14 protein-coding genes are annotated in these 16,763 nt (G+C 68.0%); 9 read left to right on the forward strand and 5 right to left on the reverse strand.

Annotated features, from left to right (window positions below):
* Positions 1–72 precede the first annotated feature (72 nt).
* The 3 genes from argH to AC1DOX_RS10940 all read right to left on the reverse strand — a co-directional run bounded on the left by argH (position 73) and on the right by AC1DOX_RS10940 (position 3,025).
* Positions 73–1,482, reverse strand: coding sequence for an argininosuccinate lyase (argH, locus tag AC1DOX_RS10930; protein WP_441615940.1), 1,410 nt, complete (start codon positions 1,480–1,482; stop codon positions 73–75).
* Positions 1,483–1,655: 173 nt separating this feature from the next.
* The gene (locus tag AC1DOX_RS10935) at positions 1,656–2,381 is read right to left on the reverse strand and encodes an anti-sigma factor (RefSeq protein WP_441615942.1); all 726 of its coding nucleotides are present in this window, start codon (positions 2,379–2,381) and stop codon (positions 1,656–1,658) included.
* Positions 2,378–3,025, reverse strand: coding sequence for an RNA polymerase sigma factor (locus AC1DOX_RS10940; protein WP_441615944.1), 648 nt, complete (start codon positions 3,023–3,025; stop codon positions 2,378–2,380). The genes AC1DOX_RS10935 and AC1DOX_RS10940 overlap by 4 nt, the downstream gene beginning before the upstream one ends.
* A gap of 174 nt (positions 3,026–3,199) precedes the next feature.
* Between AC1DOX_RS10940 and AC1DOX_RS10945 the strand changes: the two genes are divergently transcribed.
* Positions 3,200–3,802 carry a ferritin-like domain-containing protein gene (locus AC1DOX_RS10945; RefSeq protein ID WP_092135004.1) on the forward strand — a complete coding sequence of 201 codons (603 nt, stop codon included), beginning with the start codon at positions 3,200–3,202 and terminating at the stop codon, positions 3,800–3,802.
* A 215-nt stretch (positions 3,803–4,017) separates the two neighbouring features.
* Here the strand turns inward: AC1DOX_RS10945 and ppc are convergent, their stop codons facing one another.
* Positions 4,018–7,056: a phosphoenolpyruvate carboxylase gene (gene ppc / locus AC1DOX_RS10950; RefSeq protein ID WP_477101332.1), complete on the reverse strand. Its 3,039-nt coding sequence runs from the start codon at positions 7,054–7,056 to the stop codon at positions 4,018–4,020.
* A gap of 132 nt (positions 7,057–7,188) precedes the next feature.
* Here ppc and hemC point away from each other — a divergent pair, with 132 nt between their 5' ends.
* The 3 genes from hemC to AC1DOX_RS10965 are packed head-to-tail and all read left to right on the forward strand — an operon-like array spanning position 7,189 to position 11,554.
* Positions 7,189–8,184, forward strand: coding sequence for a hydroxymethylbilane synthase (hemC, locus tag AC1DOX_RS10955; RefSeq protein WP_441615948.1), 996 nt, complete (start codon positions 7,189–7,191; stop codon positions 8,182–8,184).
* Between the two features lie 10 nt (positions 8,185–8,194).
* A complete protein-coding gene (gene hemDX / locus AC1DOX_RS10960; protein ID WP_441615950.1) occupies positions 8,195–10,360 on the forward strand; it encodes a fused uroporphyrinogen-III synthase HemD/membrane protein HemX in 2,166 nt (721 codons plus the stop codon).
* A gap of 3 nt (positions 10,361–10,363) precedes the next feature.
* Complete coding sequence (locus AC1DOX_RS10965; RefSeq protein WP_441615952.1) at positions 10,364–11,554, forward strand: heme biosynthesis protein HemY; 1,191 nt, start codon at positions 10,364–10,366, stop codon at positions 11,552–11,554.
* A gap of 93 nt (positions 11,555–11,647) precedes the next feature.
* On the opposite strand, the gene AC1DOX_RS10970 is transcribed toward AC1DOX_RS10965, so the two are convergent.
* On the reverse strand, positions 11,648–13,276 hold the full coding sequence (locus tag AC1DOX_RS10970) for a cryptochrome/photolyase family protein (protein ID WP_441615954.1): 1,629 nt from the start codon (positions 13,274–13,276) through the stop codon (positions 11,648–11,650).
* Between the two features lie 84 nt (positions 13,277–13,360).
* On the opposite strand from AC1DOX_RS10970, the gene AC1DOX_RS10975 reads away from it, so the two are divergent.
* The 5 genes from AC1DOX_RS10975 to AC1DOX_RS10995 all read left to right on the forward strand — a co-directional run bounded on the left by AC1DOX_RS10975 (position 13,361) and on the right by AC1DOX_RS10995 (position 16,725).
* Entirely contained in the window at positions 13,361–14,071 is a 711-nt protein-coding gene (locus AC1DOX_RS10975) for a pseudouridine synthase (RefSeq protein WP_441616124.1), read from the forward strand.
* Positions 14,072–14,168: 97 nt separating this feature from the next.
* Positions 14,169–14,741: a YqgE/AlgH family protein gene (locus tag AC1DOX_RS10980; protein ID WP_092134993.1), complete on the forward strand. Its 573-nt coding sequence runs from the start codon at positions 14,169–14,171 to the stop codon at positions 14,739–14,741.
* Positions 14,734–15,171: a Holliday junction resolvase RuvX gene (gene ruvX, locus AC1DOX_RS10985; protein ID WP_441615957.1), complete on the forward strand. Its 438-nt coding sequence runs from the start codon at positions 14,734–14,736 to the stop codon at positions 15,169–15,171. The genes AC1DOX_RS10980 and ruvX overlap by 8 nt, the downstream gene beginning before the upstream one ends.
* Positions 15,168–15,692: a bifunctional pyr operon transcriptional regulator/uracil phosphoribosyltransferase PyrR gene (pyrR, locus tag AC1DOX_RS10990; RefSeq protein WP_092134990.1), complete on the forward strand. Its 525-nt coding sequence runs from the start codon at positions 15,168–15,170 to the stop codon at positions 15,690–15,692. Before ruvX ends, pyrR begins: the two co-directional genes overlap by 4 nt.
* Before the next feature lie 61 nt (positions 15,693–15,753).
* On the forward strand, positions 15,754–16,725 hold the full coding sequence (locus AC1DOX_RS10995; protein ID WP_092134989.1) for an aspartate carbamoyltransferase catalytic subunit: 972 nt from the start codon (positions 15,754–15,756) through the stop codon (positions 16,723–16,725).
* The last annotated feature ends 38 nt before the right edge of the window (positions 16,726–16,763 follow it).

The following is a 16,763-nucleotide window of genomic DNA, read 5'->3' on the forward strand; positions in this document are numbered from 1 at the left end:
ACGATAGCAATGAAAAAAGCCGCCGTGGCATCCGCCCGGCGGCTTTTTACTTGCGCGACGCTTACGCGAAACTTACAGCGCGGCGCGTGCGGCGGCGATGGCCGCGCGGACCTGATCGGGCGCGGTGCCGCCGATATGGTTGCGGGCCGCGACCGAGCCTTCCAGCGTCAGCACGGCGTGGACGTCGTCACCGATCAGCGTGGCCTTGTCGCCCAGGCCGGACACGTCGCGCAGCTCGGCCACGGTCAGGTCGGCCAGGTCGCAGTGGCGGTCGTCGCAGGCGCGCACGGCATGGGCCACGGCCTCGTGGGCGTCCCGGAAAGGCAGGCCGCGCTTGACGAGGTAATCGGCCAGGTCCGTCGCGGTGGCATAGCCCTGCAGCGCGGCGGCGCGCATGGCCTCCGGCTTGACGGTGATGCCCGGCACCATGTCGGCGAAGATGCGCAGCGTGTCCACCACGGTGTCGACGGTGTCGAACAGCGGTTCCTTGTCTTCCTGGTTGTCCTTGTTGTAGGCCAGCGGCTGGCCCTTCATCAGCGTCAGCAGGCCGATCAGGTGGCCGTTCACGCGACCGGTCTTGCCGCGCGCCAGCTCGGGCACGTCCGGGTTCTTCTTCTGCGGCATGATCGAGCTGCCCGTGCAGAAGCGGTCTGCGATGTCGATGAAGCCGACGCGCGGGCTCATCCACAGCACCAGCTCTTCCGAGAAGCGCGACACATGCGTCATCACCAGTGCGGCGGCCGCGCAGAATTCGATGGCGAAGTCGCGGTCGGACACGGCATCCAGCGAGTTGCGGCACACGCCGTCAAAGCCCAGCTGGCTCGCCACGAATTCGCGGTCGATCGGGTAGCTCGTGCCGGCAAGCGCGGCGGCGCCCAGCGGCAGACGGTTGATGCGCTTGCGGCAGTCGGCCATGCGCTCGGTGTCGCGCGTGAACATTTCCACGTAGGCCAGCAGGTGGTGGCCGAACGTGACCGGCTGTGCCACCTGCAGGTGGGTGAAGCCGGGCATGATGGTCGCGGCGTTCGCGTCCGCCAGGTCCAGCAGCGCGCCGCGCAGGGCGCCCAGCAGGCCGATGATGTTGTCGACCTCGCTGCGCAGCCAGAGGCGGATGTCGGTCGCCACCTGGTCGTTGCGCGAGCGGCCCGTATGCAGGCGCTTGCCGGCGTCACCGACCAGCGCGGTCAGGCGGGCCTCGATGTTCAGATGGACGTCTTCGAGGTCCAGCTTCCACTCGAATGCGCCCGATTCGATCTCGCCGCGGATCTGCGTCATGCCGCGCTCGATCTCGGCGCGGTCGGCCTCGGCGATGATGCCTTGCTTCGCGAGCATGGCCGCGTGGGCCAGCGACCCGTGGATGTCGAAGAGCGCCAGGCGCTTGTCGAAGAAGACCGATGCGGTGTAGCGCTTCACCAGGTCGGACATCGGTTCGGAGAAGCGGGCGGACCAGGCTTCGCCTTTCTTGGCAAGTTGGGAGGTCATGGGCGACGAGACGGTTGGATGGCGAGCGCCAGGGCGGCGGCGGGGCCGGGCGGTGGCGCAAGCGGAAAATCGGGAAACCGCGATTATATCGCCCCACAGCCCGCCCAATGCCCGAATCCGTGCCGGATGCGGCCCGGGATTCCGCGCGGGATGCGCTCCGGGATGCGCCCGGGCTAGACCGGCTGGTTGACCAGGCGGCCCTGGAACACCACGGGACCCGATGGCCCGTCCGGGTTGGGCGAGCCGCCGGGCGGCTCGATGCTGATCGCCAGCGCCGGCACGGTGCCCGGCGCGGCCTTGACGGCCATCCGGACCTCGTGGCGCTGGCCGATCACACCGAGCGACTGCGGCTTGCCGCCTTCAGGCAGTGCCCAGAGCTGCAGCACCTGCTTGTCGGTCAGCTTCAGGTGATCCAGGCGCCGCACCGTGACCATGCCCGCACGGGCATCCCAGGTGACCAGCGCGGCGGGCTGGGCTTGCGCGTCATTGAGGATCGCCACCGCGGATACCTGCGGGGTGAGTTCGAGCTGGTTCACCAATATCCTCGACACGCCGATGGCCAGCACGGTCACCATGGCCAGCGCGGCCGTGCTCACGCGCCAGAACGTGGGCGCCGCCCACAGCCGCTGCCACCACGGTTGCGCGGGCTTTGCACCGGGTGCGGGCTTCCAGCCCAGCCGCTGCTCGATGCCGCACCAGACCGCCTCGACCGGCTCGGCGGCGGGCTGCAACTCCGCCAGCCCGGCCAGCCGCGCCTGCCAGTGGCCGATCGCCGTGCGCACGGCCGCTTCCTCGCGTGCCAGTTGCTCCAGGCGGCGCCGGGCACCGCCGCGCAGCACCCCCAGCGCGTACTGGGCGGCCAGACGGTCGAGCAGGTCGGGATGGCCGGTCAGCCTCATGTCAGGCCCTCCAGGCAGGTGCGCAGCCGTTCCAGCCCGCGCCGGATCCACGATTTCACCGTGCCCAGCGGCACGCGCAATTGCGCGGCCAGATCCGCGTGGCTCATGTCGCGCAGGTACGCCAGCGCGATCACCTGTCGCTGCGAGGGTTCCAGCCGCTGCAGGCAGCGGTCCAGCGCGCGCGCCCGTTCGCTGGCCAGCACTTCCTCTGCCGGACCGGCGTGATCGTCGGCCAGCCATTCGGCGAGGTCATCGTCCGGGTCGGCCGCCTGGCCAAGATGGGCCGCGGCCTGTCGGCGCAGGCAATCCAGCGCCCGGTTGCGCACGATCGCCGTCATCCACGTGGTGGGCGCGGCCAGATGCGGGCGATAGTCGCCGGCGTGATGCCAGATGCTGACAAAACTCTCCTGCACGACGTCCTCCGCCCAGTCCCGCCTGTGAGTGATACGCAGCGCAAGGCCAAACAGTTTCGTTGCCGTGAGGTCGTACAGGGTGCGCAACGCCTGGCGGTTGCCCAGGCTGATGTCCTGCAGCAGCGCGGCCAGCCGCCCGGCGTCCGCCGGCGGGGCGTATTCAGGGCGGCCCGATGGATCGGCCCCGGCGCGGGACGACGCATCAGCGGAGGAGGGGAAGGAAGCGGGCACCTGGCTCGATGTGATGTGCGATGGGCTCCGCCTGAGTATAGACATCCGCGCCCCTCGGGCGCGGGCCGTTTGCGCGGGACGTGCATCCGATGTGCATCCAATCGGGCGGCGCGAACGTATATGAGTCAGGCGCGCTGCCAGACAGGCGCCAGTCCACCCCATCAGGAGACCACCATGACCCGTTTCGAACGCACACCGGAATCGCGCATCGTCACCCTGCCGGACGCCCGCAGGCGCGGCCTGCTGAAAGTCCCCGGGCTATTCGCCCTCGGTTCGCTGGCCGTGATCTCGCTTGGCGAATCGATGCCGGCCTGGGCGCAGACCCAGTCGGGGAGCACCAAGGACGATATCAACATCCTCAATACCGCGCTCGGGCTCGAGTACCAGGCGATCGCCGCCTATCAGGTGGGCGCGGAAAGCGGCCTGCTGCAGAAGCCCGTGCTGGATACCGCCGTGAAGTTCCAGGGCCACCACAAGGCGCACGCGCAGGTCCTGTCCGGCACGGTCAGCAAGCTGGGCGGATCGCCCGTCATGCCGAAGAAGCCGTCCGAGTACAACTTCCCGGCGGAGCAGCTGAAAACGCAGGCCGATGTGCTGCGCTTTGCCGCCGGGCTGGAGAAAGGGGCGACCGCGGCCTATCTGGGCGTGCTGCCGAGCTTCCACAACCGGGAACTGACGAAGGCAGCCGGCAGCATCCTGGGCGATGAAGCCATGCACTGGGCCATCCTGCTGCAAGCGCTGGGCGAAGACCCCGTGCCGGGCGCATTTGTGGGTTGAGGAAGGAGCGAAGGGAATGGGACAGGGCGAGAGGGCGGGTGCAGCGGGGTCGAGTGCGCCGTCGACGATTCCGGGGACCGGGAGCCAGCGCTGGCTCGCGACGCATCCATGCTGCGTAAGCCTGCCCTCTCGCCCTGTCCCATTTCCCAGGCCGATGCAACGGCCTGCCTGTCACGGCCGGCACCGGGGGCGATTGCCCCGGTGCCGGTGTCCGGTCAACCGCTGTTGCGCAGGCCGGCCGCTACCCCGTTGATGGTCAGGTGGATCCCCCGGCGTACGCGCACGTCGTCGGCATCCTTGCCGGCCCGGTAGCGCTTGAGCAGTTCCACCTGCAAGTGGTTCAGCGGGTCCAGGTAGGCAAAGCGGTTCTTGATCGAGCGCGCCAGCAGCGGATTGTCCGCCAGCCGTTCCTGCCGGCCGGTGACCAGCGCCAGCATGTCGCACGTCAGATGCCATTCGGCGCTGATGCGGGCGAACACGGACTTGCGCAGCGCGGCGTCATCGCAGAGTTGCGCGTAGCGCGATGCCACGGCCAGATCAGTCTTGGCCAGCACCATGTCCATGTTCGACAGCAGCGTGGAGAAGAACGGCCACGACTTGACCATGCGCCGCAGCGTGGCCACGGTGGCCTTGCGCGACTTCTCGTCCGCCGCGCCGTCCAGCAGGGCCTTGACGGCGCTGCCGAAGCCGAACCAGCCCGGCAGCAGCAGGCGGCATTGCCCCCACGAGAAGCCCCAGGGGATCGCGCGCAGATCCTCGATGCGACGATGGCGCTTGTCCATCAGCTTGCGCGATGCCGGCCGCGAACCCAGGTTCAGGTCGGCGATTTCCGTGATCGGCGTGGTGGCGAAGAAGTAATCCTTGAAGCCCGGGGTCTCGTAGACCAGGTCGCGGTATGCGCCGAACGCGTGATCGGACAGCTGCTGCATGATGCCCTCGAACGTCGTCAGGTCCTTCGGCGCATTCTGCGTGGGCAGCAGCGATGCCTCCAGCGTGGCGGCAATCACCGTCTCCAGGTTGCGTCGGCCGATCTCGGCGTTGGCGAACTTGCTGTTGATGATTTCGCCCTGTTCGGTCAGGCGGATCTGGCCGTTCACTGTGCCCGGCGGCTGGGACAGGATGGCCTGGTAGGTCGGGCCGCCGCCGCGCCCCACGGTGCCGCCGCGACCGTGGAACAGGCGCAGCTTCACGCGGCGTTCCTGGAACAGCTTCACCAGTGCCAGCTCGGCCTTGTAGAGTTCCCAGTTCGACGTCAGGAAGCCGCCGTCCTTGTTGGAATCCGAATAGCCCAGCATGACTTCCTGCTCGACGCCGTGATGGGCGATGACCGAGTCGAAGCCGGGCAGGTCGAGGAGGGACTGCATGATCCCGGCGGCGTTGCGCAAGTCTTCGATGGTTTCGAACAGCGGAATGACCATCAGCTCCATGCGGGCCGGGTCCGCCTTGCTGCCCAGCGTGCCGCGCAGCATGCCGGATTCCTTCTGCAGCAGCATGACTTCCACCAGGTCGGACAGCGTTTCCGTGTGCGAGATGATGTAGTTGCGTGCCACGCGCTTGCCGTAGCGGGCGCGCAGGTCGCGCGCCATCGCGAGGATGGCCAGCTCCTTGCGGGTCTGCTCGGAATAGTCGTGCCACGGCATGGTCAGCAGGCGCGGCTGGCGCAGCTCGGCCAGCAGCAGTTCCAGCTTGCGCGCTTCCGGCAGGGCGGCGTAGTTCTTTTCCACGCCGGCGGCTGCGAACAATTCTGCGATGACGGCTTCGTGCACGTCCGACACCTGCCGCATGTCCACCGATGCCAGGTGGAAGCCGAAGATGGCGATGGCGCGGGACAGCGCGTCGATGCGGGCGCGGGCCAGCGCCTCGCCGTGGTGGGTGCGCAGCGAATCGACCACGATCTGCACGTCGGCGGCAAACGCCTCGGCGCTCTCGTACGGCGCCGTGTCCGCCACCGGATGGCGCTGGGCCACGTGGCCGGTCAGCTGCTGCGAGGTGGCGGCAAGGCGCGCGTACATGCCGATCAGCGCACGGCGGTACGGTTCGTCGGCGCGGTGCTCGGAGTGGTCGGGCGAGGCTTCCGCCAAGGCCAGCAACTCGGGGCCCGCTTCGACCATCAGCGAGGACATCGACAGCTCCGCGCCCAGCGCGTGCACTTCGTCGAGGTACCACTCCATGATCAGCGCCGACTGCTGGCGCGCCGCGTGCTCGAGCGTTTCGGCGGTGACGTTCGGATTGCCGTCGCGATCGCCGCCAATCCACGACCCCATCTGCAGGAACGGTGCGAGCGGCGCGGGCGGGGCGCCGGCGCGGCCCTTCTTGGTGGCCGGAAAGGCTGCGGCGATGTCCTCTTCCAGCTCGGCCATCAGGCGCGGGATGCCGTGCAGGAACGTGGTGCGGTAATAGGAGAGGGCGTTCTCGATTTCGTCGACCACCATCAGCCGCGTGTTGCGCAGCATGCGGGTTTGCCAGAGCGTCGTGACGCGGGCGCGCAGTTGCGCGGTGTTGTGGTCGCGCTCGCGCGCGGTCATCGGCAGGTCGCGCTCGGCCAGCAGGCGCGCGATCTCGCGCTCGGCATCCAGGATGCTCTTGCGCTGGACTTCGGTCGGGTGCGCGGTCAGCACCGGCACGATCAGCGCCTCATCGAGGAACTTGCGCAGTTCCTTGCCGGTGACGCCGGCGGCGTCGATGGCTTCCAGCGCCCGGGCCAGGCTGCCCGGCTGCGGCGGCGAACCCGCCAGCGCGTGGATGCGGCGGCGGCGGTTGTGGTGCTGATCCTCGGCGATGTTGGCCAGGTGCGAGAAATAGCTGAAGGCGCGTACCACCGAGTTGGTCTGGTCGCGCGACAGGCGCTTCAGCAGGCGGTCCAGTTCGGCGCCGGCCGCACGGTCGTTCTCGCGGCGGAAACGCACGGCGGTCTGGCGGATCGTCTCGACCAGGTCGAAGGCGGCTTCGCCCTCCTGTTCCCGTACGCAATCGCCCAGCAGACGGCCCAGGAAGCGGATGTCCTCGCGCAGCGGCAGGTCCTTGTCGGCGGCGGCGCGGCGGGCCGGGGCGGCGCCGGGCACGGTGGCGCCGTTGGTGGCCACCACGGCCAGATGGGTCTTTGCCGTCTTGGCCGAAGGCTTGGCCTTGGCGGGCGCGGGGGATGTCGATTTGGTGGAAGCGCCGTCGGCGTCACGCGGGCCGGAGGCCTTCAGGACAGACTTGCGGCCGGTGGAACGGGGGCGGCCAGTGGGGCGCGCAGCAGGCTGCGTCATGCACAATCTCCTCGTATCTCTTATAGGTGAGGGCGTACGGGTGGCGCCCTCCTTCATATGACCGGCGGCAAAGCCTTGCGGGGACGGCATTTTGGGGCCTGAGGCCGCCGGGGTGCGTGCTAACATGCGCGCATGCAAGCACCTGCCTTCCCGTCTTCTTCGTCCGCTGCCGTATCTCGCAGCATGCCGCACAAGCTCGTGATCGCCTCGCGCGAAAGCCGGCTGGCGATGTGGCAGGCTGAACATGTGCGTGCTGCGTTGCAACAATACTATCCCGCGTGCGATGTGTCCATTCTCGGAATGACGACACGGGGTGATCAAATTCTCGATAAGACCTTGTCCAAGGTAGGCGGCAAAGGCTTGTTCGTGAAGGAACTCGAGGTGGCCATGGCCGAGGGCCGTGCCGACCTGGCCGTGCACTCGCTCAAGGATGTGCCGATGGAGTTGCCCGAGGGCTTCGTGCTCACGGCCGTGATGGAGCGCGAGGACCCGCGCGATGCGCTGGTGTCGTCGCAGTTCGCATCGCTCGCCGAGATGCCGCCCGGCACCGTGGTGGGCACGTCGAGCCTGCGCCGGGAGGCCGCGCTCCGCAGTCGTTATCCGCATCTGGTCATCAAGCCGCTGCGTGGCAATCTCGACACCCGGCTGGGCAAGCTCGATCGTGGCGAGTACGGCGCCATCATCCTGGCCGCGGCCGGCCTCAAGCGGCTCGGCCTGGGCGACCGCATCCGCGCGCTGATCGATCCCGAGTCGTCGTTGCCGGCGGCGGGTCAGGGCGCGCTGGGCATCGAGATTCGTTCCGGACGGCCCGAGCTGGCCGAATGGCTGGCGCCGCTGAACCATCTGCCGACGCTGCTGGCGGTGTCCGCCGAGCGCGTCGTGTCACGCCGCCTGGGTGGGTCCTGCCAGGTTCCGCTGGCCGCGCATGCGCGCTGGCATGGCGCCGACCTGCAGCTCGATGCCTTCGTGGCCCTGCCCGACGGCAGCCGCCAGCTGCGCGCGCACGCGTCGATGCCGGTCGATACGGTCGCCGAGGCGGAGCAGCTCGGCGCATTGGTCGCCGGTGACCTGCTCGCCCAGGGTGCCGGCGAGGTGCTGGCGACGCTGTCCACCACAGCCCCGACCTGAGAACGGCGCGATGCCCCGCCCGACCGTCGTAGTTACGCGACCTGCCGGGCAGTCCCGGCAACTGACAGAGGCGCTGCAGGCCGCCGGTCTGGACGTGCTCGGCTTCCCGCTGCTGGCCATCGGCCCCGCGCCCGACGACGGTCCGTTGCGCGCCGCGCTGGCCCGGCTGGCCGAGTTCTCGCTCGTCGTCTTCGTCAGTCCCAACGCGGTGGCGTATGCCCTCGATGCGCTGGCGCAGGTCCAGAACGCACCGGCCGGTGGCCAATGGCCGGTGGATGTGGCGCTGGCCGTGGTCGGCCCGTCGAGCGTGGCGGCGCTGGCGGAACGCGGCATCGCCGCGCCCGCGCATCGCGTGATCGCGCCGGCCGGCGCACACGGCAACCCCGAAACCAGCCATGAGACGGCCCGTTTCGATTCCGAGGCGCTCTGGTCGGAGCTCGACACCACGCCCGGCGCGTTTGCGGGCCGCCGCGTGCTGATCATTCGCGGCAATGGCGGGCGCGACTGGCTGGGTGACCGCCTGCGCGAATCGGGTGCCACGGTCGAGGCCGTCGAAGCCTACAGCCGCACGCTGCCCGAACCCGGCGCGATGCAATGGCAGGCGGTGCGCGAGGGCCTGAAGCCCGAGGCGTCGCCGTGTGCCTGGCTGCTGACCAGTTCCGAGGCCGTGCGCAACCTGGATGCGCTGGCCCGCCTGCAACTGTCGCCGCAAGAACACGAACGCCTGAAGCAGGTGCAGTGCATCGCACCGCATGCGAGAATTGCCGCGCAGGCCGAGGCGCTCGGTTTTGCGCATGTGCTGCCCGCCGCACCGGGCGACGCCGGTTTGCTGGCCGCCTGCAAGCAATGGGCCGATGCCCACGCGGGCCCGTCCGCACCGGCCGCCATGATGGCGCCGCCTGTGGCACCGGCACCCCCGGCGCCAGCGGTACCCGCGGCATCGTCGCCATCGCCGGCATCGTCGGTACCACAGGCCGCGGCCCCGGATCCGATGTCCGCCCCTGCGCCGGCAGGCACTGCTACCCCGCAATCCACGTCAACGAAGGTCGATCGCGTGACGACAGACACTACGTCCACTTCCGCCGCTACCCCGCCGCCAGTCGCCGGGCACGCTTCTCTTTCCGCCACGCCGCGCCGCATGAACCCGTGGTGGATCCTCGTCGCCGTGCTGGTGCTGGCCACCGCCGGGGGCTTCTGGTGGTTGCAAACGCGGGTGGAGCGACTGACGCAGGAACTCGCACGCCGCCAGCAGAGCAACGACGCGCTGGTCCAGGAAACGCGCGTGTTGTCGCGCAACGCGCAGGACACCGTCAAGGAATTGCAGGCCAAGGTCGGCGCGCTGGACGGGCAGGTGGGTGAGACCCGCGACAAGCAGGCCGCGCTCGAGCAGGTCTACCAGGACCTGATGCGCAACCGGGACGACTGGGAGCTGGCCGAGATCCAGCAATTGCTGACCAATGCCGGGCAGCAACTGCAACTCACGGGCAGCGTGCAGGTGGCGCTGGCCGCGCTGCAGAGCGCCGATGCCCGGCTGGCCCGCAGCGACAAGCCGCAGTACAACCTGCTGCGCCGTGCCATCGCGCGCGACATCGCCCGCATGAAGGCAGTGCCCGATACGGACCTGACCGGTGCCGCGATCAAGCTGGACGAATCGATCAACCAGATCGACGCGCTGCCGCTGCTGTCGGGTGAACGCATGCTCGACCGTACGCCGGGCGACGCCGACAAGGCCGCCGCGCAGAAGGGTGCCTCGGGTTCGCCGGCGTCTCCCACGTCTGCGGCCAATCCGGCTGCCGGCTCGGCCAGCACAGGGGGCAACTTCGTCTCGCGTCTCTGGAACTACGTGCTCGACGAACTCGCACAGGTGATCCGCATCCGCAAGGTCGATGATGCCAACGCGCTGCTGCTGTCTGGCGACCAGGGCTGGTTCCTGCGCGAGAACGTCAAGCTGCGCCTGCTCAACGCGCGCCTGGCCCTGCTGTCGCGCAACGAGCCGGTGTTCCGCAATGACCTGGCCGTCGCGCAGGCGATGATCGCGCGCTACTTCGATACCCGCTCGCGCCGCGTGCAAGGGGTGCTGACGCTGCTCAAGCAGGCCCAGGCCAGCGCCGTGACGGTGGCTCTGCCAACGATGGCGGAGAGCCTTGGCGCGCTGCGTGCGCTCAAGAAGGAGTAGCGCATGCGGCTTCTTTTCTGGGTAGCGGTTCTGTTCGGGGGCGCTGTCGGGCTGGCGCTGTTCACCCAATTCAATCACAGCAACGTGGTGCTGTTCTATCCGCCGTACCGGGTGGAGATGTCGCTCAACCTGGCGCTGGCGCTGCTGTTGCTGGCGTTCTTCGTGGTCTGGACCATCCTGACCACGTTCCGCCACCTGTCCGAGATGCCGCGCCGTGCCGCCGCGTACCGCGAGCGCAGCCGCATGAGCAAGGCGCAGGCGGCCCTGCGCGAATCCATCGAGAACCTGTTTGCCGGCCGTTTTGCCCGGGCGGAACGCGCCGCGCGCGAGGCGCAGGCCTGGCCCGAGCAGGCCCAGACCGCCGCGCTGGTGGGCGCGCGGGCCGCGCACCGGATGCAGGAATCGGAGCGGCGCGACGCGTGGATGGCGCAGGTCACGGACCCGGATCGCGAACAGGCGCGGCTGGTGTCGATGGCCGAGTTGCTGGTCGATGCCCGCGACGCCGAGGGCGCGCTGGAAACCATCGCGCAACTGCAGGAAAAGGGCGGCCGCCAGATCCACGTGCAACGGATCGCCTTGCGCGCGCACCAACACCTGAAGAACTGGAACGAGGTGCTGAGGCTGGCGCGTTCCCTCGAAAAGCGCAATGCGCTGCACCCGGTGCTGGCGCTGCGGCTCAAGCAGATGGCGGTGGAAGCGATGCTGGAAGAGCGCCGCCACGATGCCGAGGGCCTGTATCACTTCTGGCGATCGCTGTCCGCCGACGAGCGTCACGCGGTGCGCATCGCCGAACCCGCCGCGCGCTATTTCTCCGTACTGGGCCGCCAGAACGAGGCGCGCCGGATCGTCGAGGAAGCGCTCAAGGTCAACTGGGACAGCCGGCTGGTGCAGCGCTACGCCGACTGCGCGGAACCGGGCAAGGCGTTGCCGCAGATCCAGCAGGCCGAGAAGTGGTTGACCGAGCATCCCGCCGATGCCGATCTCTACTACACGCTGGGCGTGTTGTGCCTTGGGGAGCAACTGTGGGGTAAGGCGCAGTCGAACTTTGAACGTGCGCTCAGGTATGCCGATCCGGACGCGCAACGCCGGCTGCGCGTGCGTGCGCACCTGGCACTGGCGCGGCTGTTCGAGGAAACCGAGCGGCCCGACGATGCGCAGCGCCACTATCGCGAAAGCGCGATGCTGGCGGCGTAAGGGCGGAAGTGCCAGGTGTCGGCGGAGAAACGTCGGCGGAGAAACCCTGGTGGGGAAACGGAAAGCCGGACATCGCGTCCGGCTTTTTCTTTTCTAATGGCCGTTGTCTGGCTCGTGCGCCGTTTCGTCCGGCGCCCGCTTTTCTTTCTCCAGTGCCGCTTTTGCTGCAGCCGTGGCCTTCGGTGTCTTGACCAGGGCGTAGCGGGCCAGCGTTTCCTGCCGCGCGACGTCGTGCCGGACGATCGGCCCTGGATAGTTGTCGCCCAGCCTGACGCCAGCGGCCGCCAGCACATCGTCCGGGGCCGTCCAGGGGGCATGAAGGTACTTGTCCGGCAGATTGGCCAGCACGGGCAGGTACCTGCGGATGAACCGGCCCTGCGGATCAAACTTCTCCGATTGGGTGACCGGGTTGAAGATCCGGAAGTACGGCTGGGCATCGCAGCCGGTGGAGGCCGCCCACTGCCAGCCGCCGTTGTTGGCCGAGAAATCGAAGTCGTTGAGCTGGTCAGCGAAATACTGCTCGCCGCGCCGCCAGTCCACGCCCAAGTCCTTGACCAGGAAGCTGGCCGTCACCATGCGCAGCCGGTTGTGCATATAGCCGCTCTGGCGGATCTGCAGCATCGCGGCGTCCACCAGCGGGTAGCCGGTCCGCGCGTCGCGCCACGCTTCGAAATAGCGGTCGCCGGTGGCGCGGTCGATCCAGCGCAGCCCGTCGTATTCCGGATGGTATGACTTGCCGTCGGCCACGCGCGGATGGTGGTGCAGGATCATGAAATAGAAGTCGCGCCAGATCAGTTCGGATAGCCAGACGGCTGCCCCCACACTGTCCGCGCCGCCGCGCAACACCGTTTCGTGCGCGGCGCGGGCCAGCGTGCGAATCGAGAGCGTGCCGAAGCGCAGGTGCACCGACAGGTAGCTCGGCCCGCGCAGGGCAGGGAAGTCTCGGCGGCGTCCGTAATCCCCGATGCGGTCTATGAATTCGTCGAACAAGGCATGGGCGCCGTCGCTGCCCGTGGGCATCGCCACCTCGGCCAGGTTGCTCGGCGCAAATCCCAGAGCTTCCAGCGTTGGCAACGCCTTGCGGTGGTTCGCCGGCACGGGGGTCAGGGCCTTCAGGTACTTGTCGACCGGGTACGGCCGCAGGTCGAAGGGCCGTAATGCCCGCAGCCATGCGTTCTTGTAGGGGGTGAAGACCGCAAAGGGCGCGCCCTGGCCGTTAAGGATCTCGTCGGCCTCGAAGATGACCTGATCCTTGAACGTGAAGAGCACGCGGGAAGCCGCCGCCAGCGCCTTGCGGACTGCGGCATCGCGCGCATTGGCGGAAGGCTCGTAGTCGTGGTTCGCGAACACTGCCTCGACGTCGAGTTCAGCCGCAAGCCGGGGGATGGCCTCGCGTGCGGCATCGTCCAGTACGATCAGCCCGCCTCCGGCCCGCTCCAGCGCGGCGCGCAGTGGCTCCAGCGACCGCAGGATGAACTCGACGCGCCGGTCGGCCCGGAGCCCGCGTTCGCGCAGCGGATCCAGGATCTCGCGGTCGAATACGAATACGCACCACACCTGCCGGCAGTGCTTCACGGCATAATGCAGCGCCGCGTGGTCGTCGGCGCGCAAGTCGCGCCGGAACCAGACCAGGCCCCGCCCGAACTGGCCATCGATCCAGTAGGGCAGGCGGCCCGCGGCAGCGGCGTCCGCATCAGGGCGTTGTGAGGGCGATTCAGGCATCGCCGTACCCTAACATACGATAGGCCCGCATCACCGGGCCATCACCGGGCTAGTCCCCAGCATTCCCGAGCCATTCCCATGTCCATGACTCTCGACCGTATTCTGCAATCCCAGGGCTTCGGCACGCGCCGCTACTGTGGCGACCTGGTGGGCGCCGGGCTGGTGGAGGTCAACGGTGAATTGTGCGAGGACCCGGGTGCCCGCTTTGACGTGGACGGCCTGCGGCTGACCGTGGACGGAGAGGAGTGGCTGGCCTGCACCAAGGCCTACCTGATGCTGCACAAGCCCACCGGCTATGAATGCTCCCAGCGCCCGCGCCACCACCCGAGCATCTACAACCTGCTGCCAGTGCCGCTGCGCCAGCGGGAGGTGCAGGCCGTGGGCAGGCTCGATCACGACACCACGGGCCTGCTGTTGCTGACCGACGACGGCCAGTTCATCCATGCCCAGACGTCGCCCAAGCGCAAGGTACCCAAAATCTACGAAGTGACGACGTTCGATCCGGTGACGCCGGAGCAGGTGGAGGCGCTGCGCACCGGCGTGAAGCTGGAGGACGAACCGGCGCCGATCGCCGCCGATGCTTGCGAGGCCACCGGGGAGCGCAGCCTGCGGCTGACCCTGATCCAGGGTAAATATCACCAGGTGAAACGCATGGTGGCGGCCGTCGGCAACCACGTCACCGCCTTGCATCGCAGCGCCATTGGCGGTCTGGAACTGGACCCGGCGCTGGCCCCGGGCGAGTGGCGCTGGCTGACCGCCGCGGATCTTGTGGCGCTGAAGGCGTCAGAACAGTAGACCGACGCGTCAAAGTGACGAATACTGCTCGGGCGGCCTGACGGGGCTGCCTCAGAACTTTTCCGGACGTCCGGCAGCGATTTGATAAAATGCAGGCATGGCGAAGCCCGAAGCTCCAATCAATCTCACCAATCAGTTCCTGATTGCCATGCCAGGCATGGCTGATCCGACCTTTTCGGGCTCCGTTGTCTACCTTTGCGAGCATAACGAGCGCGGCGCGCTCGGCCTGGTGATCAACCGGCCGATCGACATCGACATGGCCACGCTCTTCGACAAGATCGATCTCAAGCTCGAAATCCAGCCAGTGGCCCACCAGCCGGTCTATTTCGGCGGCCCGGTCCAGACCGAGCGCGGCTTTGTGCTGCACGATCCGGTCGGCGTCTATGTGTCGTCGCTGGCGGTACCCGGCGGGCTGGAAATGACCACTTCCAAGGATGTGCTGGAAGCCGTGGCCAACGGCAGCGGCCCGCATCGCTTCCTGCTGACGCTGGGCTATGCCGGCTGGGGCGCCGGCCAGCTTGAGGAGGAACTCAGCCGCAATGGCTGGCTGACCGTCCAGGCCGACCCGGAAATCATCTTCAGCGTGCCTCCCGAGGAACGCTTTGCCGCCGCTATCCGCCTGCTGGGCATAGATTTCACGATGCTCTCGGGCGAGGCGGGGCATGCCTGATCAGCCGGGGCGCGAGACGCCCCACGACGGTACTGTCCTCGCCTTCGACTATGGCGAGAAAAAAATCGGCGTTGCACTCGGGAATTTCATCACCCGGCAAGCCAGCGCCCTCACCATCCTTCCCAATATCACTGTCGAGGCGCGTTTCGAGGCCATCGGCGCGCTGATCCGCGAATGGTCGCCCGTGCGACTGGTGGTTGGCATGCCGGTCAATCCCGAAGCCGGCCCCGACGATGAAGAACAGGCCTCGATGCGGCTTGCGCGCCGCTTTTGCAACCAGTTGAACGGCCGGTTCGGCCTGCCGGTGGAGTGGGTGGACGAGCGTTATTCCTCGCGAGCCGCCGCCATGGCTGGCGCCAGGCGCGGTGCGCTGGATGCCGAGGCCGCCCGGATCATCCTGCAACAGTATTTCGACGAGTTTCCGCTATGACCCAGACCTCCACTCCCGACGCCGAGGCGCTGTATCACGCGCTGCGCGACCAGGCCCAGGCCCTGATGCCCACCAGCGAGCGTGCAAACTGGTCCGTGGCCGGCATCTACTCGGGCGGCGCCTGGATCGCCGAGCGTCTGGCGGCGGACCTCAAGCTGGCTGGCCACGGCGTGATCAACGTGGCCTTCCACCGTGACGACTATGCCAAGAAGGGGCTGCACAGCCAGGCGGAGCCGACCTCGCTGCCGTTCGACGTGCAGGACCGCAACATCCTGCTGATCGACGATGTGCTGGCCACTGGCCGCACGATCCGCGCCGCCGTGAACGAGCTGTTCGACTACGGCCGCCCGGCCCGCGTGGCGCTGGCCGTGCTGGTCGACCGCGGCGGACGCGAGCTGCCGGTTGCCGCCGACTTCGCCGCGATGACCGTGGAACTGCCGCGCGACAAGACCCTCGTGCTGTCGCGCCAGGGTGAGGGCGCCGCGACGCGCTTTGCCTTTGCCACCGAAGCCCGCGCCTGACGGGCCCCAGAGCTCTCCCCCAAGATAACCCAGACCGACCCCTGCCCGCGCCTGACCTGCCATGACCAAGACGTTCCGCAACCCGCAGCTGACCAAGAACGGCGAACTGAAGCACCTGTTGTCGATCGAGGGGCTGTCGCGTGACATGATCACGCACATCCTCGATACCGCCAGCCAGTTTGTCTCGCTGTCCGATTCCGACCGCGACGTCAAGAAGGTGCCGCTGCTGCGCGGCAAGAGCGTGTTCAACCTGTTCTTCGAGAACTCCACGCGCACGCGCACGACGTTCGAGATTGCCGCCAAGCGGCTGTCCGCCGATGTGCTGAACCTGAACATCAACGCGTCGTCCACCAGCAAGGGCGAATCGCTGCTGGACACCATCAACAACCTGTCGGCCATGTCCGCAGACATGTTCGTGGTGCGCCATGCCAGCTCGGGCGCGCCTTACCTGATCGCCGAGCACGTGGCGCCGCATGTCCACGTGATCAACGCCGGCGACGGGCGTCACGCGCACCCGACGCAGGGCCTGCTGGACATGTACACGATCCGGCATTTCAAGAAGGACTTCACCAACCTGACGGTGGCCATCATTGGCGACATCCTGCACTCGCGGGTGGCGCGTTCCGACATCCACGCGCTGACCACGCTGGGCGTGCCCGAAGTGCGCGCGATCGGGCCGCGCACGCTGCTGCCGTCCGGCCTGGAGCAGATGGGCGTGCGCGTCTTCCACAACATGGAAGAGGGGCTCAAGGGCGTGGACGTGGTGATCATGCTGCGCCTGCAGAACGAGCGCATGAGCGGCGCGCTGCTGCCATCGGCGCAGGAATACTTCAAGGCCTACGGGCTGACGCCGGAACGGCTGGCGCTGGCCAGGCCGGATGCCATCGTCATGCACCCGGGTCCGATGAACCGCGGGGTGGAGATCGACTCCGCCGTGGCGGACGGCCCCCAGTCGGTGATCCTGAACCAGGTGACCTTCGGCATCGCCGTGCGCATGGCCGTCATGGGCATCGTGGCCGGCAACAACGATTAAGGCAGCCCCCAAGAACAACCGAACGCCAAGCGACAAGA

The organism is Cupriavidus sp. 01L415 (genome assembly GCF_056400065.1).